This window comes from Streptomyces sp. NPDC001137 (assembly GCF_040298885.1).
Taxonomy (GTDB): Bacteria; Actinomycetota; Actinomycetes; order Streptomycetales; family Streptomycetaceae; genus Streptomyces.
In genome coordinates, this window is the sequence record NZ_JBEPBA010000019.1 from 173683 (window position 1) to 193278 (window position 19596).

At 71.3% G+C, this 19596-nt stretch carries 19 protein-coding genes and 1 tRNA gene; 10 read left to right on the forward strand and 10 right to left on the reverse strand.

The annotated features are described in order from the left end of the window. Nucleotides 1–91: 91 nt before the first annotated feature. The 5 genes from ABT254_RS32045 to ABT254_RS32065 form a co-directional block, all read right to left on the reverse strand. On the reverse strand, nt 92–649 hold the full coding sequence (locus ABT254_RS32045; protein WP_351477691.1) for a SigE family RNA polymerase sigma factor: 558 nt from the start codon (nt 647–649) through the stop codon (nt 92–94). 180 nt (nt 650–829) lie between these two features. Continuing rightward, a complete protein-coding gene (locus tag ABT254_RS32050; protein WP_351477694.1) occupies nt 830–1996 on the reverse strand; it encodes a lipid-transfer protein in 1167 nt (388 codons plus the stop codon). After that, entirely contained in the window at nt 1993–2409 is a 417-nt protein-coding gene (locus tag ABT254_RS32055; RefSeq protein ID WP_351477697.1) for a MaoC family dehydratase, read from the reverse strand. Before ABT254_RS32055 ends, ABT254_RS32050 begins: the two co-directional genes overlap by 4 nt. After that, entirely contained in the window at nt 2406–3350 is a 945-nt protein-coding gene (locus ABT254_RS32060; RefSeq protein ID WP_351477699.1) for a bifunctional MaoC family dehydratase N-terminal/OB-fold nucleic acid binding domain-containing protein, read from the reverse strand. The genes ABT254_RS32055 and ABT254_RS32060 overlap by 4 nt, the downstream gene beginning before the upstream one ends. 204 nt (nt 3351–3554) lie before the next feature. Next, nucleotides 3555–3866: a hypothetical protein gene (locus ABT254_RS32065; protein ID WP_351477701.1), complete on the reverse strand. Its 312-nt coding sequence runs from the start codon at nt 3864–3866 to the stop codon at nt 3555–3557. Nucleotides 3867–4197: 331 nt separating this feature from the next. Here ABT254_RS32065 and ABT254_RS32070 point away from each other — a divergent pair, with 331 nt between their 5' ends. Both ABT254_RS32070 and ABT254_RS32075 read left to right on the forward strand, forming a co-directional pair. Further along, nucleotides 4198–5067 (forward strand): bifunctional DNA primase/polymerase, encoded by an 870-nt coding sequence (locus ABT254_RS32070; protein WP_351477703.1) that lies wholly within the window; start codon nt 4198–4200, stop codon nt 5065–5067. Nucleotides 5068–5106: 39 nt separating this feature from the next. Continuing rightward, on the forward strand, nt 5107–5574 hold the full coding sequence (locus ABT254_RS32075; RefSeq protein ID WP_351477706.1) for a hypothetical protein: 468 nt from the start codon (nt 5107–5109) through the stop codon (nt 5572–5574). Nucleotides 5575–5883: 309 nt separating this feature from the next. Here ABT254_RS32075 and ABT254_RS32080 read toward each other — a convergent pair. Together ABT254_RS32080 and ABT254_RS32085 are read right to left on the reverse strand one after the other, a co-directional pair. After that, nucleotides 5884–5970 (reverse strand) — tRNA-Ser (locus tag ABT254_RS32080). Nucleotides 5971–6064: 94 nt separating this feature from the next. Next, on the reverse strand, nt 6065–7492 hold the full coding sequence (locus tag ABT254_RS32085; protein ID WP_351477709.1) for a S1C family serine protease: 1428 nt from the start codon (nt 7490–7492) through the stop codon (nt 6065–6067). 257 nt (nt 7493–7749) lie between these two features. Between ABT254_RS32085 and ABT254_RS32090 the strand changes: the two genes are divergently transcribed. The 3 genes from ABT254_RS32090 to ABT254_RS32100 all read left to right on the forward strand — a co-directional run bounded on the left by ABT254_RS32090 (nt 7750) and on the right by ABT254_RS32100 (nt 10465). Continuing rightward, on the forward strand, nt 7750–8577 hold the full coding sequence (locus ABT254_RS32090; RefSeq protein WP_351477712.1) for a glycerophosphodiester phosphodiesterase: 828 nt from the start codon (nt 7750–7752) through the stop codon (nt 8575–8577). 270 nt (nt 8578–8847) lie between these two features. Then, the gene (locus tag ABT254_RS32095) at nt 8848–9408 is read left to right on the forward strand and encodes an ATP-binding protein (protein ID WP_450748003.1); all 561 of its coding nucleotides are present in this window, start codon (nt 8848–8850) and stop codon (nt 9406–9408) included. A 91-nt stretch (nt 9409–9499) separates the two neighbouring features. Continuing rightward, nucleotides 9500–10465, forward strand: coding sequence for a DUF5926 family protein (locus ABT254_RS32100; RefSeq protein ID WP_351477715.1), 966 nt, complete (start codon nt 9500–9502; stop codon nt 10463–10465). A 244-nt stretch (nt 10466–10709) separates the two neighbouring features. Here the strand turns inward: ABT254_RS32100 and ABT254_RS32105 are convergent, their stop codons facing one another. Together ABT254_RS32105 and ABT254_RS32110 are read right to left on the reverse strand one after the other, a co-directional pair. After that, nucleotides 10710–11339 (reverse strand): hypothetical protein, encoded by a 630-nt coding sequence (locus ABT254_RS32105; protein WP_351477717.1) that lies wholly within the window; start codon nt 11337–11339, stop codon nt 10710–10712. 55 nt (nt 11340–11394) lie between these two features. Further along, nucleotides 11395–12060: a bifunctional DNA primase/polymerase gene (locus tag ABT254_RS32110; RefSeq protein ID WP_351477720.1), complete on the reverse strand. Its 666-nt coding sequence runs from the start codon at nt 12058–12060 to the stop codon at nt 11395–11397. 495 nt (nt 12061–12555) lie between these two features. On the opposite strand from ABT254_RS32110, the gene ABT254_RS32115 reads away from it, so the two are divergent. The 3 genes from ABT254_RS32115 (at nt 12556) to pdxR (ending at nt 17064) form a co-directional block, all read left to right on the forward strand. Further along, nucleotides 12556–14067 (forward strand): PP2C family protein-serine/threonine phosphatase, encoded by a 1512-nt coding sequence (locus tag ABT254_RS32115; RefSeq protein WP_351477763.1) that lies wholly within the window; start codon nt 12556–12558, stop codon nt 14065–14067. A gap of 81 nt (nt 14068–14148) precedes the next feature. Further along, nucleotides 14149–15615, forward strand: coding sequence for an aminopeptidase P family protein (locus ABT254_RS32120; protein WP_351477723.1), 1467 nt, complete (start codon nt 14149–14151; stop codon nt 15613–15615). An 81-nt stretch (nt 15616–15696) separates the two neighbouring features. Continuing rightward, a complete protein-coding gene (gene pdxR, locus ABT254_RS32125) occupies nt 15697–17064 on the forward strand; it encodes a MocR-like pyridoxine biosynthesis transcription factor PdxR (protein WP_351477726.1) in 1368 nt (455 codons plus the stop codon). A 13-nt stretch (nt 17065–17077) separates the two neighbouring features. Here the strand turns inward: pdxR and ABT254_RS32130 are convergent, their stop codons facing one another. Then, nucleotides 17078–17524 carry an ATP-binding protein gene (locus tag ABT254_RS32130; protein WP_351477729.1) on the reverse strand — a complete coding sequence of 149 codons (447 nt, stop codon included), beginning with the start codon at nt 17522–17524 and terminating at the stop codon, nt 17078–17080. Nucleotides 17525–17747: 223 nt separating this feature from the next. Here ABT254_RS32130 and ABT254_RS32135 point away from each other — a divergent pair, with 223 nt between their 5' ends. Together ABT254_RS32135 and ABT254_RS32140 are read left to right on the forward strand one after the other, a co-directional pair. After that, nucleotides 17748–18581: a hypothetical protein gene (locus ABT254_RS32135; protein ID WP_351477732.1), complete on the forward strand. Its 834-nt coding sequence runs from the start codon at nt 17748–17750 to the stop codon at nt 18579–18581. Between the two features lie 146 nt (nt 18582–18727). Then, on the forward strand, nt 18728–19465 hold the full coding sequence (locus ABT254_RS32140; RefSeq protein ID WP_351477735.1) for a YcnI family copper-binding membrane protein: 738 nt from the start codon (nt 18728–18730) through the stop codon (nt 19463–19465). The last annotated feature ends 131 nt before the right edge of the window (nt 19466–19596 follow it).

Genomic DNA, 19596 nt, shown 5'->3' on the forward strand with positions numbered 1-19596 from the left:
CGCGCTGCGCAGACGGCTCCCGAGGCACAGGCACCACCTCGCTGACGGTGCCCCCGACCTGCGAGGAAATCGTGCGCACCAGGGAGCCGCACTACCGCACAAGCCCCAGCTCGGGATCCTCGCGCAGCTTGCCCAGCGCACGCGACACCGCCGATTTCACCGTACCCACCGACACGCCGAGCACCTCGGCCGTCTGGACCTCGCTCAGGTCCTCGTAATACCTGAGGACGACCATCGCCCGCTGCCGGGCGGGCAGCTTCATGATCGCCCGCCACATCGCGTCGTGCAGAGCCTGCTGCTCGGCCGGATCGTCCCCGCCGGGCACGGGCTCCGGCTCGGGCAGCTCCTCGCACACGAACTCGTCGACCCTGCGCTTGCGCCACTGCGAGGTGCGCGTGTTCAGCAGGGCCCGGCGCACATAGCCGTCCAGCGCACGGTGGTCCTCGATCCGCTCCCAGGCGACATACGTCTTGGTGAGCGCGGTCTGCAGCAGGTCCTCCGCGTCGCTCGGGTTCGCGGTCAGCGACCTGGCGGTACGCAGCAGCACCGGCTGCCGGGCCCTCACGTACGACGCGAACGACGGATACGGGAGGGTCAGCGCCGCCGGTTCGGCAGCAGTCGAAGCGCTGGTGCAGACGGGTGTGGTCATGGCTCCACGCTATGAGCGAGGGTGCCTCCGCCTCATCGGCCGCAGGTCCCGAAGCCGAGTCCGCCTCAGGTTGTAGGGGTGGAGGCAGCTGCACCTCCTGTAGGTGGACGAGCGGCCCCGGGGTACTGCGGGATGACCCCTGGGGGTCGCCCCGCCGCCCGCGCTCCCGGACCCGGCCGTTCAGCCGTCCGCGGTCAGGACCAGGCCGGACGTGGGCACGCCGGTTCCTGCGGTGACCAGGACCCTTCCCGCCCCGGGTATTCGGTTCACGGCCGTGCCCCGCAGCTGGCGCACCCCCTCCGCCACCCCGTTCATCCCATGGAGGTAGGCCTCCCCCAGCTGCCCTCCGTGCGTATTGATCGGCAGCGACTCCCCGGCCACGAAGTCCGCCGCCTCCCCTTTCCCGCAGAACCCGAACTCCTCCAGCTGCATCAGCACGAACGGCGTGAAGTGGTCGTACAGGATCGCCACATCCATGTCGGCCGGTGTCAGCCCGGAGGTACGCCACAGCTGCCGGGCGACCACTCCCATCTCCGGCAGGCCCGTCAGGTCGTCGCGGTAGAAGCTCGTCATCTGCTCCTGCGCGCGGCCCGCGCCCTGGGCGGCCGCCGCTATGACGGCCGGCGGACGGGGCAGATCGCGGGCCCGCTCCAGCGAGGTGACGACGATCGCCTGGCCGCCGTCGGTCTCCTGGCAGCAGTCCAGGAGTCTGAGCGGCTCGACGATCCAGCGCGAGGCCGCGTGATCGGCGAGGGTGATCGGACGGCCGTGGAAGTACGCCGCCGGATTCGTCGCCGCGTACTTGCGGTCGACCACCGCGACCTGCCCGAAAGCCTCCGGGGTCAGCCCGTGGGTGTGCAGATAGCGCTGCGCCGTCATCGCCACCCAGGACGCCGGGGTCAGCAGCCCGAACGGCAGTGACCAGCCGAGTGCCGCGCCCTCCGCCGACGGCTCCCGGTGCTGCACCCCGGAGCCGAAGCGGCGGCCCGATCTCTCGTTGAACGCGCGGTAGCAGACCACGACCTCCGCGATGCCCGTCGCCACCGCGAGCGCCGCCTGCTGGACGGTCGCGCAGGCCGCGCCGCCGCCGTAGTGGACACGGGAGAAGAAGGACAGTTCACCGATCCCGCAGGCCTGGGCCACGGTGATCTCCGGGCTGGTGTCCATCGTGAACGTGACCAGTCCGTCCACGTCCCCCGGGGTCAGACCGGCGTCGTCCAGCGCGGCCCGCACCGCCTCCACGGCCAGCCGCAGCTCGCTGCGCCCCGAGTCCTTGGAGAACTCCGTGGCCCCGATGCCGGCGATCGCGGCACGGCCGCCGAGGCCGTCCCGGCTGCGGACGCTCATCCGGCACCCCCCGGGCCTGCGGCGGGGACGGTGACCGTCACCGTGCCGGTGACATGGCTGCCGATGCCGTTCGCCCCCACCACCCGGACCGTCGCCGTGTCGCCGTCCGCCTGCTCGACGACCGTCTCCACCGTCCCCGTCAACACCATCGTGTCCCCGGGGTAGTTGGGCGCTCCCAGCCGTATGGCCACTTTGCGCAGGACCGCCGTCGGGCCGAAGTGGTCGGTGATGTAGCGGCCGACCAGGCCGTTCGTCGTCAGGATGTTCATGAAGATGTCCGGGGATCCCTTCTGCCGGGCCAGCTCGGCATCGTGGTGCACGTCCTGGTAGTCGCGGGAGGCGATGGCCCCGGCCACGATCAGGGTGCGGGTGACCGGGATCTCCAGCGGCGGCAGCTTCTCACCGGCCCTCATACGGTCTCCTCCTCCCGGGCGCGGAACACCGGCAGCACCAGATCCTCGTCGTACACCTGGAATTCGAGCCGCACCGGCATTCCGATGCGCACCTTGTCGTAGGGCACTCCCACCACGCCGCTGATCATCCGTGCGCCCTCGGCGAGTTCTATGAGGGCGACCGCGTAGGGAGGGGAGAAGGCCGGGAAGGGCGGGTGGTGCATGACGACGTACGAGTACACCGTGCCCTCGCCGCTCGCCTCGACCGTGTCCCAGTCCGGGCCGCCGCACTTGTTGCAGCCCGGCAGCCAGGGGAAGCGCAGGGTCGCGCAGTCGGTGCAGCGCTGGATGAGCAGCCGGTGGCGCTCGACTCCTTCCCAGAAGCCGGCGTTGTCACGGTTGACGACGGGGCGCGGGCGCCGGGCGGGCTGCTCGGGCTTTCTCCGGCGTGCGGGGGCGTACTTGAGGATGCGGAAGCGGTGCGTGCCCACGAGGGCGTGGTCCGCCCGGACGTCCGTCCGCGTGGTGACGAAGTACCCCGTGCCCAGCTTCGTCGTCTTCTGCTCGGACACCGACTCGATCACCGTGTCGAAGGTGATCTCGTCCCCTGGGCGCAGGGGGCGCAGGTACTCCTGCTCGCAGTCGGTGGCGACGACCGAGGTGCAGCCCGCCTCGTCGAGCAGGGCGAGCAGCTCGTCGTAGTCCCCCGTGCGTCCCTCGTGGCCGGAGAGACCGCCCATGGTCCATGCCTGGAGCATGGTGGGAGGAGCTATGGCCTCGGGGCCCTCATAGGCCGGATTGGTGTCTCCCATCGCCTCGCACCAGTGCCGGATCATGGGCGCGTTGACGGGATCCCTGCCTCTGCCGGACACGGCGGCGGGCCGCCCCTCGTAGGCCTTCAGCCGTGCCCCCAGCTCGTCCTCGCTCAACGTCGCCCCCTCGCCGTCTCCTGCATCGCCCATCGCACTGACACTTCTGGTACACCGCGGCCGCCGAGCGGGTTCCGTCGTTCCCCGCCAGAGTTTCTGACTGTCCGTCAGATACGGTGCGCTGTCAAGGTCGGTACCCAGGACGCGAAAACGCCTGCGCGGCGGCACCGAAGTACCGCCGCGCAGACGCCCTTGCACCCCAGAGCACACCTGACCTTTCGAGTCAGGCGAGTCGGCTCACCACAGCTCGGTGAAGTTGATGGCCACGTTCCGGTTCCCCTGGTTGACGGCCGTGAACGCGGAGCCCTTGACCTGGGCGGTGTTGCTCTGGTTCGAGGCGCCGGAGCCGACCGCGTTCTGCTGTGTGGTCGAGGAGTTGCCGTTGTTGTCGAGTCCCACACCGCTGCCGACGGCACTGACGACACCCGCGTTCGATCCGTTGTCCGCGATGGCGCCGTTGTCCGCCGCCGCGACGCCGGCGAACAGTGCGGCTGCCAGCGGAAGGGCGGAGACGGCGGCGATGACGCGGGCGGTACGGATGCTTGCCATGTTGTTCCTCCAGAACACCAACGTGAAGTACGGCTGATACCAAGGCAGTTGGCCGACCGCCCCGGTGCTGTGCACGACGTCGCAAGATCAGAGTTGCCCACCGGATCCCCGGCGAACCACACCGGAACGTACGATTCCTTCTCAAGTGCTACGACATATCGATAAACCCCTATCGCTACTTCCAACGCCCATGTCGGAACAGTCGGGACACCTCCACCCCAAGCGCCGCAAGGGGTGCAGCGTCCCGGCACTTTTCCGGCCAACCTCCGCACCCCGGCGCGTCGAGCTCGCCCCCCTTCCCTTTTTCGAACGTGTGTACGAACATAGAGGCATGGCCACCACCGACCGGCAGGCCACGACGCTGGCCCTCGCACACGCCCTGTCAGCCGCCGAGCGCGGACTGGCCGTCATCCCCCTGTCCCGGACGAAACTCCCGGCCCTGCGCTCCCCCCACCGCGACGACCCCGCCCCCCAGGCCTGCCACGGCGAGTGCGGCCGTCTCGGACACGGGGTGTACGACGCCTCGACCGACCCGGCACGCATCCGCGAACTGTTCGCCGCGGCCCCCTGGGCAACCGGCTACGGCATCGCCTGCGGCCTTCCGCCCCACCACCTGATCGGCGTCGACCTCGACACCAAATCCGGTACGGACTCCTCGGCGGCCCTGCGCGAACTCGCCCTGCGCCACCTGTTCACCATCCCCGAGACGGTCGTCGTCCTCACTCCCAGCGGCGGCCGCCATCTCTGGCTGAGCGGCCCGCCCGACGCCGCGGTCCCCAACTCCGCCGGCCGCCTCGCCCCCGGCATCGACATCCGCGGCGCCGGCGGCTACCTCGTCGGGCCCGGCTCCCGCACCGACCACGGCGTCTACACGGCGGCACCCGGAACGGCCCATCTCGCGCCCGCCACCTGCCCGCCCGCCCTCCTGCGGCTCCTGCTCCCACCACCGCGCCCGGTCCACCCCTCGACCCACCCGTCGGCAGGCGACCACGGCCAGGGCCTCGTCCAGTTCGTCCTCGCCGCGCACGAGGGACAGCGCAACACCCGCCTGTTCTGGGCCGCCTGCCGCGCATACGAGAACGGCATCGGGCCGGCCCTGGTCGCCCCCTTACTGGACGCGGCGCTCAACACCGGCCTGTCGGAACGCGAGGCACGGGCGACGATCGCGTCGGCGGCCCGGATGACCGGGCACCGGCCGTGAGGCCGGACGAACCATGGAGCACATGAGCAGAGGACGTCCATGCACGACCGCCCCAGAGCGCGGACCATGTCGCTGGCCCGCGTGGTCCTCTCCTCCGGCCGCCCGGTCGACCTCGCCGAGCTGCGGCTGTCGTCGACGTACGGAGGAATGCCCGAGGACTGGCCGGGCTACCCCTGCAAGCCGGTCAACGACATGGTGATCGAGGGCCTGCTCGGCACCGCCGCACGCACGTCCCCGGCCCACCCGGTCCACCTCGTGGCGCCCCCGCGCGAATACCCGGACCAGTACGCGGGCGCCTTCGGCCCCGTCGAGGTCCTCCCGTCCGTCGCCTGCGTCGGCTCCTTCCGCTCCTCGGCACTGGACCCGTCCCACGACCCGGTCCTGTACCGCTCGGCCCTGACGGTCATCTGGTTCCAGCCGACCGCCCGGGTGCCGTGCGAGTGCGATGCGGAGGGTGCGTTGCGAGGGGTGGACTGGGAGGGGCTGGCGCGGGACTGCGCGCTTTGACCGGCCCGCCTCACGCCCTTCGATCCGCCAGGGAATCATCCCTGTGGCTCCCCGGCCGCCGTTGATGTCGGGGTGCTGCGCGCAGCACCGAGCTTCGTCTCCTTCTCCTGCTGTACCGCGGTCGTAGTGGTCCGGCTCGGGGAGGCCGAGTGCGCGTGGCCCGGTTCGGCGCCCGGCCCTGACGTGCACGCGGCCGGGAAGAACGTCGGCAGGAGGAGCCGGGCTCTGATGGGAAAGCGTGTTGTTGCCACGTAAAACAAAAGAGCCTTGGTGCCGGATTCGTTCCGGCACCAAGGCTCGACAACACTGCGGTGGGTGTGGGATTTGAACCCACGGTGACATCGCTGCCACGACGGTTTTCAAGACCGTTCCCTTAGGCCGCTCGGGCAACCCACCTCCTGCCCCATCCACCAGGGGCGGAGCGGGTACAGCGTACCGGCCCTGCGGATGTCGTGCGGGTCGTGGTCCGCAGTGGGTCCGAAGCGCGAGGTCAGCTGTCGCCCTGCCGCGCGCCCAGGGTGAGCTGGACCGTGTGGGACTTGCCGTCGCGCTCGTAGGTGATCGTGACCTGGTCGCCGGGCTTGTGCGTCCAGATCTCGCCGATCAGGGTGGGACCGGAGTCGATGACGTGGTCGTCCAGCTTGGTGATCACGTCACCGGGCTTGAGGCCGGCCTTGTCGGCGGGGCCGCCGGACTCGACCGCCGCGGAGCCGCCGGCGCCCTGCTCGGTGATCTTCGCGCCGCTCGAGGAGTCCTCAAGGGACACGGACGCGCCGATCTTCGCGTAGACCGGCTTGCCGGTCTTGATCAGCTGCTGGGCCACGTACTTGGCCTGGTTGATCGGGATGGCGAAGCCCAGGCCGATCGAGCCGGACTGGCTGGAGCCGCCGAGGCCGCCGCTGCCGGTGGACTGGATCGCGGAGTTGATGCCAATGACGTTGCCCGACGCGTCGAGCAGCGGGCCGCCGGAGTTGCCCGGGTTTATCGAGGCGTCCGTCTGCAGGGCGCTCATGTACGACGCACTGCTGCTGCCGGAGCCGTCGCTGGAGGCCACCGGGCGGTTCTTCGCGCTGATGATGCCCGTCGTGACCGTGTTGGACAGGCCGAAGGGGGCGCCGATGGCGATCGTGGAGTCGCCCACGGCCACCTTGTCGGAGTCGCCCAGGGGCAGCGGCTTGAGGTCCGACGGGGCGTTCTTGAGCTTGATGACCGCCACGTCGTAGCCCTGCGCGTGGCCGACGACCTCGGCGTCGTACTTCTTGCCGTTCGGGAAGGTCGCCGTGAGCTTGCCGCCGTCGACCGCGTCCGCGACCACGTGGTTGTTGGTGACGATGTGGCCCTGGGTGTCGAAGACGAAGCCCGTGCCGGTGCCGCCCTCGCCGCTGGTGGACTCGGCCTCGATGGTGACCGTGCTCGGCAGCGCCCTGGCGGCCACGCCCGCGACCGTGCCCGCGTCCCGCTTGACGGCGCCGCCGCTGGTGGAGGCGGAGACCGTCGTGGAAGCGGTGTTGTCGTCGTTGTTCTTGGCCAGCGTGTAGCCGAGGCCGCCGCCCAGGCCGCCGGCGACCAGCGCGGCCACCAGGATCGCGGCCACGAGACCGCCGCGGCCGGACTTCGGTGCGGGCTGCTGCTGGTACGAGGAGCCCCAGCCGGAGCCCGCGCCTCCGGCGCCGCCGTCGGAGTAGGAGGGCACGACCGGGGGCGGCCAGGAGGCGTCCGGGGCCGGGCCCGCGGGTGCCTGCTGCTGCTCCTGCGTGTGCTCCTGCGCGCCGGGGGCGCTCGGAGGTACGGGCGTAAGCGGGGCTGTGTGGTCGCTCCCCTCGGGGGCGGCGGGTGCCGAGGGAGTGGGAGCGTCCACCGGCACGGGGGGTGCGGACGGGGCCGGGGGTACCGCGGTGCCCTCGTTCTCGGTGCTCACAGCTTCTCTCCTCGGTCCACGGCTGTTGTTCTCGGTCGCACTCGGTCACGCTCGTTCACGTTGGTCGACGGTCCGGCGCGATGCAGCTGTGCATGTTCTTTTGTATGCCGTCAGCTTTTCCCATGAGCCGTCAGGGCACCATAAGCGGTGCCTGTGGGTCCGGGGCCATTCTTTATATAGGCCATGACAGGCAAAAGGGGCGCAATCTATGCTCCTCCGATCGCACGACTACCCCTCTGCGGTGGCACCATGACGCGGTGACCCACGCACGCCGGCACCGGATTCAAGTCGTCGCCCACCGCGGAGCCTCCGAAGAGGCCCCCGAGCACACCCTGGCCGCATACAAGAAGGCGATCGAGGACGGTGCGGACGCCCTCGAGTGCGACGTACGCCTGACGGCGGACGGCCATCTCGTGTGCGTCCACGACCGCCGCGTCAACCGCACGTCCAACGGCCGGGGCGCGGTCTCCGCGCTGGAGCTCGCGGAGCTCGCCGCCCTGGACTTCGGTTCGCGCAAGACGCGGGAGCTGTGGCGCACGCGCGACGAGGAGCCCGACTGGGAGTTCCGGCCCGAGGACCGGGAGGACACCTCCGTACTGACCCTGGAGCGGCTGCTGGAGCTGGTCGCCGACGCGGGGCGGCGGGTGGAGCTGGCGATCGAGACCAAGCACCCGACGCGGTGGGCGGGACAGGTGGAGGAGCGGCTGCTGGTGCTGCTGAAACGGTTCGGGCTGGACGCCCCGGCCTCGGCCGCCGAGTCGCCCGTGCGCGTGATGAGCTTCTCGGCGCGCTCGCTGCATCGCGTGCGTGCCGCCTCGCCGACCCTGCCGACGGTCTATCTGCTGCAGTTCGTCTCGCCGCGACTGCGCGACGGACGGCTGCCGGCGGGTGTCCGGATCGCGGGCCCCTCGATCCGGATCGTGCGCAACCACCCCGCGTACATCGAGCGCCTGAAGGCGGCCGGCCACCAGGTGCACGTGTGGACGGTGAACGAGCCCGAGGACGTGGACCTCTGCGTCGACCTGGGCATCGACGCCATCATCACCAACCGCCCACGTGCGGTTCTGCGTCAGCTCGGCCGCTGAGAGGCCCTTTCCTCACTGTTCGTCACCACGGTTCGTCACTGTTCGTCACTGGTAAAGACCTGTGAAGAACCCTTGACCCACCAGCCACTGGGGCACCATCCTCCAACTCGGCCACAGTCGAAATCCAGCCACACGGCTACAGGGAGTGCCCCGGCGCATTCGCTCCGTATTCGATCGTTGCGAATGCGTCACTGAACGTGGATTGGCCGGTTTCCGGTACAGGCCAATGGGGCATCCACACCGTGGCGTGGGGCAAAGGAGGTCTCGGGGGTGGCGTTGGTGGTGGCACAGGAGGTGCCCACGTCGTCGAGCATGGCCGTACCCCATGGCCCTGCGGGCGTGGGGGAGGCGCGACACCGGATGCGCGAGCAGTTGCGCTCGGGCGGCGTGCCGGACACCGTGATCGACGATGCCGTACTCATTCTTTCCGAACTGTTGAGCAACGCGTGCAAGCACGGCCGCCCACTGGGCGACGCCCTGGCCGGGGACGGGGACGTCCGGGCCGCATGGCGGGTGGACCCGAGCGGCCGGCTCACGGTGGAGGTCACGGACGGCGGCGGGCCCACCCGCCCGGCTCCGGCCACGCCCTCGGTCACCGCGCACGGCGGCCGCGGGCTGAACATCATCACCGCGCTGGCCGACGACTGGGGTGTACGGGACGACGCCCGCGGCGAGGTCACCGTGTGGGTCGTCGTGCACAAGGACGTCCACGACCCGGATGCCCCGCTGCGGCGCGACGACTTCGCTACGCGCGTCACCGCACCGACGGTGTCGAGGATCCCGGCCATGCCGGGCCTGGACTTCGCGGACGCGTTCGACGACCTGGACTGAACACCTGGCTGTCCACAGGTCCCCGTGGCGCGCGGCGTGAACGGCTAGGCTCCCGCCGTACCAGACGAGCCGTAACCGGGAGACACCCACGATGGCCAAGAAGCGACCCCAGACGAAGGCCAAGCGCCCGCAGATCACTCAGGGGGAGGTCCCGGTCGTCGGCGCCCGCGAGTCGTGCCCGTGCGGCAGCGGCCGCCGCTACAAGGCCTGTCACGGACGGGCCGCCGCACACGCCGTGACCGAGCTGGTGCACCGTCCCTTCGAGGGACTCCCGGGCGAGTGCGACTGGGTGGCGCTGCGTGAGCTGGTGCCGGCCGCCACGGTGGAGCTGCCCCTGAAGGGCGGCCTGCCCGAGGGAGTCCCGTCCCTCACGCTGGCGACGGTGCTGCCGATGGCCTGGCCGGCCCTGCGCCGCGACGACGGCTCGGTGCTGCTGGGTCTGCAGAACGACACGGCGTCCGGCGACATCAGCCGCGACCTCGCCGACACCCTCCAGCGCGCACTGGCCGCGGAGCCCGGCACACCGGTCGAGGGCCGGCGCGCTCCGGCCGACGGTCCGCGGCTGCAGGATCTGCTCGATCCCGAAGGCGCGTTCGAGCCAGTTGTGCACAGCGGCTTCGAGTTCTGGGTCCCGGACTCCGAGAACGCCACGCCGGAGGTGGCCGCCTCCCTGGAGCGGGCCAACGCCGCCGCCATCCCGACCGCGAAGCTCACGGGCGTGGACGCCGCGTACTGGTGCGAGACGCCGGACAAGAACCACCTGCGCTGGGTCATGCCGTACCCGGAGGAGCAGCTTCTGGACGCCCTCGCGCGCCTGCACGCGGCGGGCCGGTCGAACCTCGGTGAAGGAACGCGCCTCGTGGGTTCCTTCCGCGCTCACGGGCTCACCGTCCCGGTCTGGGACCTGCCGAGCGGGGTCGGCGCGGACGACGTCGAGAAGCCGGCGGCCGAGTTCGCCGAGCGCCTCGCGACGGCCCTCGCCTCGGACGCGCCGCTGACGGCCGACGAGCGCCGGGCGCGCGGCGGCCTCACCAACCGGCAGGTCACGCTCAGTTGACGAAGAGCGAAGAGCCCGGGTTCTGCTGACCGGTCGGTCAGCCGGACCCGGGCTTTCGGAATCGGTGACTCCGCTCACAAGTCCCGCTGGGGACAAGCAAATACGTGACTGGAAAGCCCGGATCGAATTTGCGAACCACGGATCTCTTGTTACCGTTCCAGTAGCCCGGTTGCTGGTGCATCCCCCGTCGCCAGCAACCGGGTCTTTTCATGCGCGCGTTTTCTTTACGGAACGGGTTGACCAGTCAACTACCGGTGCTTTTCCCGGAGTTGCTCCCCGAGCGCAGCAGCAGCGGCCCGCGCCCCGCCCGCCCCGCGAACTCCGCGACCGCCGTGTAGGAGTCCAGCGCGCCCCGGGTGCGCTGCCGCGGTGTCTCGCACATTCCCGGCTCGTCCTCGGCGCCCACGGCGCAGCTCAGCTGCACGGTGCGGCCCTCGGGCCCCATGAGACTCAGTGCGGAGTCCAGGGCCTTGCCGGTCACATTGCGGTAGTAGGTGCGCCCCCAGGTGTCCTCGCCCTGCGTGAGCACACACGTCTGCGCCTCGACGCCTTCGGGGGAGGTGAGTTCGGGGCCGCAGCGGACGGCTGTGTCCAGACCGAGATCGAGCAGCAGGGGGGTGGGGGTGCCCCCGCGCGAGGCTGTTCGAGCGTGGGGGAGGGCGGGCGTGCCGGAGGGCGCCTTGGCGTCCTGTTGACGAGGGGAGGCGCGTACGGACGCGCGCGCGGGGGCACGCACGACGGTGTGCCCCTCGTCGCCCGCCGGTCCCGCGGATGCCACGGCCAGCGGCAGCACGACTGCGCACACCACTACGCCCGCCATGGCGAGCAGACGGATTCGGGGGTCTGGGGGGTGTCCCCCAGGATCATGCAGCATGTGCGGAAGATAACGAGCACGCGCGCGCGTGCCGTCCCGCGCGCGCCGGAGACCCCTACAACTCGGGGGCGCTCACACCCGTACGAGTGAGGGCCTCGACGGCCGCGTCCACCACGGCCTCGACATCGGGGACCCAGGGGGAGGCGGAGCCGGGCAGGGGCGCGCGCTCCCAGCGGATCTCGCCCTCGCCGGTCTCGGACGGGGGCAGGGCCACATAGCCGCCCTCGCCGTGGAAGCGGAGGGAGCCGGGGACGAAGTCCTTGGCGTAGAGGAGCTCGCCCAACTGCTCCATGGTGTACGGCTTCACGAGGATCGCCCAGCGGCTCGGCGAGGCGACGACCGGGCCGAGGCGCATGCCCAGGCGGTCGAGCGCGGTGAGGGCGTGCGAGGCGGCGAGGGCCGGCATGCTCACCGCGCAGGGGGCCTTGCCGCCGGTGGCCAGGATGACGGGCGCGGCCGGCCGGTTGCTCCACCACCAGCGCACCATGCGGGCGTCGGTGGTGGCCGCGAGGAGGCCGGGGTCGAAGGGGTGGGCGCCGGGCACCGTGCACTCCGCGTCGGGGCAGCCGCAGCGGGAACGCGCCTGCGGGTCCGCCGCCACACCCGGGAGTACGGGCCACTGCCATTCCGTCGCGAAGGTCAGGGCCGCGCTGATCAACTCAGGCCTTCCGTCGCTGCGCTTGGACAGGAGCCTGCGTCGCCTTCCGAGGATCTCGCGCATGAGCGCTCGTTCCTTTCCGTTGCACCGCTGGCAACACCGTGGGGGCCACATCACACCATGTGTCGATCACTTCACTGTGCGTACCTGTTGGCGCATCACACCCCTGCCCCGGGCAAGGGGAACCCCTATGGGCCGAACGTTGACTGCATCCGCGGCGGCCTCGTCCATGCTGCGTCCATCAAAAGCATGGGCGTGGCGTGGGGGTGGCGAAGTCTGGCGTTTGCCGTCCCGCGTATTTCTCTTCGCCTCCGCCACGGGAGGATGGGGCTCGGTCGTCGGTGGCTAAGACGCCCGGAGTCGGTCACCAGGTTCCGGGTGGCGCTCCACCACCCCTGGTCTTCTCCGAGTACGTACCCATCACGACCGCTGTGACGCTCCGTCGAGCAAGCCCAGTCGACCGCAATACCCCGTTACCCGAGTCAGTTTTAAGCCAAATTTGCTTTTAGGCAAGGGGATCACTCGGTGCCCATGGACACCAGGAATCCCGGCAGGACAATGCTGGACATCCCCTTACGAGTGCGTGTACATGTGGAGACACTGCTAGCGGCGCAGAATGACATGGGGGTTTGCGATGCTTTTGAGCAATACGCACCGGTCGGGAAGCCGGACGACATGAACGCCCCTCACCCTTCGAAAGTGGCCGGAATCGATTCAACGGTTCCGTCGCCCGCACACACTGTCGCGCCCGCGCCCGCAGCCTCGGGTACCTCTCCGGTCCCTCCGCCCAACCCCCCTGGGGCGCTGCTCACCGACCGGCTGGCCGGCTGGGTCTCGGACCTCACGACCCTCCATGAACTCACCGAACGCCTGAACCGCACGGACTCCCTCGCGGACGCCCTGACGGAACTGCTGCGCGCCGGAGCCGCCCTCGTCGGGGCCCGGCGCGGTCTCGTCGTACTGGAACCGGTGGACGGCCTCGGACCGGACACCACCATCGGCCTCGGCCTCGCCCGCGCCGACCTCGGGCACATCGAGACCGTGCCGCGCAGTGCCATGTCGTACGGCCGCATCCTCGAGGGACTGCCGGGCGGGGACGGTGAGATCGCCCAGCCGGACCTCTTCGCCGAGGACGGTCTCGACCCCCGGCACCGCGAGGTGGCCGCCCGCCTCGGCTACGCCGCCTGCTACGCCCTCCCCCTGGCCGGCGAGAAGCCGGGCCGTCTCGGTGCCGCCGTCTGGCTCTACGACGAGCCCGCCGAACCGCTCGAGCGCCAGCGCCATCTCGTCGGGCTCTACGCCCGCTACGCCGGCGAGCACCTGGCCCGGCTGGTGGAGGTGGAACGCACACGCGCGTGCATGACGACGATGGCCGAGGAGCTGCTGCCGTCCCGGCTCCCCCGGGTGGCCGGCGTCCAGCTCGCCGCCCGCCACCGCACCGGCCCGCGCGGCGGCGGCGACTGGTTCGACGCGCTGCCGCTGCCGGATGCCGCGCTGGGCCTCGCGGTCGGCTCGGTCACCGGTTCCGGGCCGAGCGCGGTCGCCGCGATGGGGCGGCTGCGGGCCTCCTTGCGGGCGTACGCCGTGATGGAGGGCGAGGACCCGGTGGCGGTCCTGTCCGACCTGGAGCTGCTGCTCCGCCTCACCGAGCCGGCCCGCTCCGCGACCGCCCTGTTCGCCTACTGCGAGCCCTCCCTGCGCAAGATCACGCTGGCCGGTGCCGGGCACTGCCCGCCGCTGCTGGTCGGCGAGCGGCGCACGGAGTTCGTGGAGACGTCCGTGTCCGCGCCGCTCGGCATGCTCGCTTGCTGGGAGGCGCCGAGCATGGAGTTCCAGGCGGAGCGCGGCGAGACGGTGCTGCTCTACACCGACGGTCTGCTGCACCGCACCGGCGACCCCACCGACCGCGCCTTCGCCCGGCTGCACGCGGCGGCGGCCGGTGTGCCCAGGGCGCTCAGGCACGACCCGGACGCGATCGTCGACCATGTGCTGCGGACAGTGCTGCCGGACGGGCGGGACGCGGCGGAGAGCGACGAGGACGTGGTGCTGCTGGCGGCCCGCTTCGAGTAGCGGCCGGTAAGGGTCTTCAGGGCCTGGGCCCCCTTCCGTACGACCGTACGATGGAGGGGGTCCAGTGCCGTATCGAGGAGGATGACCGTGGCCGACGAGCTCACCCCGGAGACCCCGGAGACTGAGTCTGAAGAGCCGATCAAGCAGCGGAAGAACGGCCTGTACCCGGGCGTGTCCGACGAGCTGGCCGAGAACATGAAGTCCGGCTGGGCCGACACGGAGCTGCGTGACCTGGAGCCGATCGCCCAGGCCGCCGAGACCGCCGCGCGGCGCGCCGCGCTGTCGGCGCGTTTCCAGGGCGAGCGTCTGGTGATCCCCGCGGGCAACCTGAAGACCCGCTCGAACGACACGGAGTACGCCTTCAGGGCGTCCGTCGAGTACGCGTACCTCACCGGCAACCAGACCGAGGACGGCGTCCTGGTCCTGGAGCCGACCGCGGACGGTCACCAGGAGACGATCTACCTCCTGCCGCGCTCCGACCGGGAGAACGGCGAGTTCTGGCTCTCCGGCCAGGGCGAGCTGTGGGTCGGCCGCCGGCACTCGCTGACCGAGGCGGAGAAGCTCTACGGCATCCCGGCCTCCGACGTGCGCGAGCTGCCCGACGCGCTGCGTGAGGCCACCGGCCCGGTGCGCGTCGTGCGCGGGTACGACGCCGGGATCGAGGCCGCGCTGACCGACAAGGTCACCGCCGAGCGCGACGAGGAGCTGCGGGTCTTCCTCTCCGAGGCGCGGCTGGTCAAGGACGAGTTCGAGATCGGCGAGCTGCAGAAGGCCGTCGACTCGACGGTCCGCGGCTTCGAGGACGTCGTACGCGTCCTGGACAAGGCGGAGGCGACCTCGGAGCGGTACATCGAGGGCACGTTCTTCCTCCGCGCGCGCGTGGAGGGCAACGACGTCGGCTACGGCACCATCGCCGCCGCCGGGCCGCACGCCTGCACACTGCACTGGGTGCGCAACGACGGGCCGGTGCGCTCGGGCGACCTGCTGCTCCTCGACGCCGGCGTCGAGACGCACACGTACTACACGGCCGACGTCACGCGCACCCTCCCGATCAGCGGGCGGTTCACCGAGATCCAGAAGAAGATCTACGACGCCGTGTACGACGCCCAGGAGGCCGGTATCGCGGCGGTGCAGCCGGGCGGCAAGTACCGCGACTTCCACGACGCCGCGCAGCGCGTGCTCACCGAGCGGCTCGTCGAGTGGGGGCTCGTGGAGGGGCCCGTGGAGCGGGTGCTGGAGCTCGGGCTGCAGCGGCGGTGGACGCTGCACGGCACCGGGCACATGCTCGGCATGGACGTGCACGACTGCGCTGCCGCGCGAGTGGAGTCGTACGTCGACGGCACGCTGGAGCCCGGGATGGTGCTCACGGTCGAGCCCGGTCTGTACTTCCAGGCGGACGACCTGACCGTGCCGGAGGAGTACCGGGGGATCGGCGTCCGGATCGAGGACGACATCCTGGTGACGGCCGACGGCAACCGGAATCTGTCGGACGGGCTGCCGCGCCGGTCCGACGAGGTCGAGGCCTGGATGGCCGCGCTCAAGAGCTGATACGAGACGGATGGCCGGGTACCAGGGAGGTGCCCGGCCATTGACGTGCCTGGATTCACCACACTTGGGGGGAGCGTCGTCGTGGACGACTTCTGGTCCGGCGTCGGAGTCGATCTGCATCTCGAGCCCGATTCCGGCGACGGGCGGCGGGTCGGGCTCGAGCGGGCGCTGCGGGACGCCGTGCGGGACGGGCGGCTCGCGCCCGGGACGCGGCTGCCCGCCACCCGGCGGCTCGCCGCCGAGCTCGGTGTCTCGCGGGGGACCGCCAAGGCGGCCTACGACCAGCTGGTCGCCGAGGGGTATCTGACGGCCCGGCAGGGGTCCGGTACGCAGGTCGCCTCGTTGCCCTCCCTGGACGCGGATGCGCCGGAGGCGGCCGCACGCGCGCGTACCCCGCGTTTTGATCTGCGGCCCGGCAGTCCGGACGTCGGGGCGTTTCCGGCGGCTGCCTGGCTGCGGGCGCTGCGGCGGGCCATCGCGACGGCGCCGCTGCTGGCGTACGACTACGGGGATCCGCGCGGCCGTATCGAGCTGCGGACCGCGCTGTCGGGGTATCTCGGGCGGGCCCGGGGGGTCATCGCGCCGCCCGAGCGGATCGTGATCACCTCCGGCTATGTGCAGGGGCTGGCGCTGCTCACGCGCGTGCTGGACGGTGCGGAGATCGCCATGGAGGACCCGGGTCTGCCGTTCCACCGGGAGGTGGTGCGGCGCAACGGGGGGCGGGTGGTGCCCGTGTCGGTGGACGAACGGGGCGTGTGCGCCCAGGAGTTGGGGGACCTCAAGGCCGTTGTCGTCACGCCGGCGCACCAGTACCCGACCGGTGTGACGCTGCACCCCGAGCGGCGGCGGGCGCTCACGGACTGGGCACGCGCGCGTGGCGGGCTGATCGTCGAGGACGACTACGACGGGGAGTTCCGCTACGACCGGCAGCCCGTGGGCGCGCTCCAGGGGATGGCGCCGGGCCGGGTGGTCTACCTGGGCACCGCCTCGAAGACGCTCGGGCCCGCGCTGCGGCTCGGCTGGATGGTGCTGCCGCCGCACCTGGTCGACGCGGTCGCCGACGCCAAGCTGCACAGCGACCACCACACCGAGTCCATCGGCCAGTTGGCGCTCGCCGAACTCATCGACAGCCACGCCTACGACCGGCACGTGCGCGCGTGCCGCCTCAGATACCGCAGACGCAGGGACCAGCTCCTCGCCCGGCTCGGCGGAAAGCACGACGTGCGCGGGATCGCCGCCGGACTGCACGCCCTCGTGGAGGTCGCCGACGAGGAGACGGCACTGAAGCGGGCCGAAGCCGAGGGACTCGCCGTCGGCCACCTGGGAGACCACTGGCACACTCCCGGCGAGGGACGGCCGCAGGGACTCGTCGTCGGATACGGGACGCCCAGGGAGCGGGCGTATCCGGAGGCACTGGAGATCCTGGGCAAGGTGCTGGAGGGGGCCTGAGGGAGCCTCGGGCTCACACCGCCATCAGCGGTGCGTCGTCCCGCCACTTGAGGATCTTGTCGAAGCTCACCACCGTGCCCGTACGCCCCGGCTTGTGGCCGATGTGGACGTGGTCGGCCAGCTCCCGGATCAGCCCGAGGCCCCGGCCGTGCTCGGCGTCGGGGCGCGCGGGACGGGGAGTCGCGGAGAGGGCGAACCCCGGGCCGGAGTCGGTGACTTCGATACGGCACTTCTCGCCGTCGAGGTAGGCGGTGACCCGGTACGCCTCCGAGGAGGCGCCGTGCACCGCGTCCCCGCCGTGCTCGACGGCGTTCGCACAGGCCTCGGTGAGGGCGACGGAGAGGTCGTAGCAGACGTCGGGGTCGACGCCCGCCGTCTCCATCGTGCCGAGCAGCAGGCGTCGGGCGAGCGGAACGCTCGCAGCTTCACGCCGCAAGTGGAGAGACCACCAGATGCTCATGCTCCAGCCTCCAGGCCGCGGCTCGACATACCGTTTCTTATTGCCGCGCGCACCCGTGCGTAAGCACTGAGTTGACGTGATGCCGCCCATATGGGCGATGCGTCCGAAACGGAATCGGTGTATGTGCGGGCCGGTCGTACCAGAGAGTGACCTTCCGGTCGGTTCGCAACCTTGCGGACCTGCCGTATGGCGCTCGGGGGGCCAGTGCGATGATGAGCCCGCCATGACTGCCCCCCACCAGCGCACGGTGCGCTCCGGAAACGATCTCCGGATACTGCGGGCCGCGGTGTTCGCCGCGGTCTGCGTCGTGCTGGCCGCGGGCGGTCACACCCTCGCCTCCTGCGCCACGGTTCCGCTGTGGACGCTGGGCGCCGGGTTCCTGGGGGCCGTCCTGGTCGCGGCACCGCTCGCCGGGCGGATGCGCTCACTGACCGGGATCACGGCACTGCTCGCGGTCGGACAGACCGTGCTGCACACGCTGTTCGGGCTGGGGCAGCAGACGGTCTCCTCCGGCGCGATGTCGATGTCCTCCATGACGCCGACGTCCGACGCCTCTCTCGTGGAGCGGGCCGCGCGGCTCGTGTGCGGGACGACGGCCGCGGCGATCAGCCCCGCGCATGCCCGCAGGCTCCTCGCCGACGCCCGGATCTCCCCGGACACCGCCATGAGCATGGACATGAGCTCCATGCACCATCGGGCGGACGCCCTGTCCGCCGCCGGTTCCCCGGCCTCGCTGCTGCCGTCCCTGCCGATGCTGCTCGGCCACATCCTCGCGGCGATCGCCGCCGGCTGGCTGCTGCGCCGCGGTGACCTGGCCCTGCTGCGGCTCATGGAACTCTCGGCCCACTCCATGGCCGAGGGCGCGTTCGTACGGTCCCTGCGCGTGGCGCTCGCGCTGGTGCGCGCCCTGCGTGCCGGGCTCCCGGCCGCCCCCGAGGCGGACCCGCGACCGCCGCGCACCGCGCTGCTCGCGCTGCCGAAGCCCCGTACCACCGCACTCCAGCACACGGTGATCAGGCGCGGCCCGCCGGCCGCGGCCCTCGCCCTCGCCGCCTGACACGACGCGACCGCCACTCCACAGCCGTGGGGTCGGGGCCGCCGTCGTGCGGCACACGCGCGTGCCCGCACGTTCCGACATCCGTGCGCACGCGCTCCTCCGACCACCGGAACTCACTCGAAACCCGAAGTGGAGTGCATCCGTTCATGAAGGCTTCCCGTCTCGCCGCCACCGGCGCCCTCGCCGCCTGTGCCGTCGTCGTCCTGTCCGCGCCCGCGTTCGCGCACGTCAGCGTGCAGCCCGAAGGCACCGCCGCCAAGGGCGGTTACGCGGTCGTCGACTTCAAGGTCCCCAACGAGCGCGACGACGCCTCGACCACCAAGCTGGAGGTGACCTTCCCGACCGACCACCCGCTCGCCTCCGCCCTGCCGGAACCGATGGACGGCTGGAAGATCAAGGTCACCAAGTCCAGGCTGGCCAAGCCGCTCGAGGTGCACGGCAAGAAGATCAGCGAGGCCGTCTCCAAGATCACCTGGACCGCCGACGGCAAGGGCATCGAACCCGGCTACTTCGAGAAGTTCCCGGTCTCCGTCGGCGCGCTGCCCGAGGACGCCGACGAACTGGCCTTCAAGGCCCTCCAGACGTACTCCGACAACGAGGTCGTGCGCTGGATCGAGGTACAGAAGGACGGCGCGCAGGAGCCCGAGAACCCGGCCCCCGTGCTCACCCTGTCCGCCGCCTCCGAGGACGGCCACGCGCACGGCTCGCCCGCCAAGGACGCCTCCGACGAGACCAAGACCACCGAGAACGCCTCCGCGGACACCTCCGTCGCCTCCGACGGCAGCGACACCACCGCGCGCGTGCTCGCCGTCGTGGGCATCGTCGTCGGCGCGCTGGGCGTGGCGTACGGCGTGCTCGCCGGACGTCGTCGCAGCGACGCCTGAGGCCCGTTCTTCCGTGTGGTGGGGCGGGGGGGGGGCGGCCCCCCCCCCCCCCCCCCGCGCCGCACACGCGGGGCTTATTTATTTTGGGGCAAAAAGGTAGAGCCCGCCGCGGCGCTCCCCGCACGCCCCCC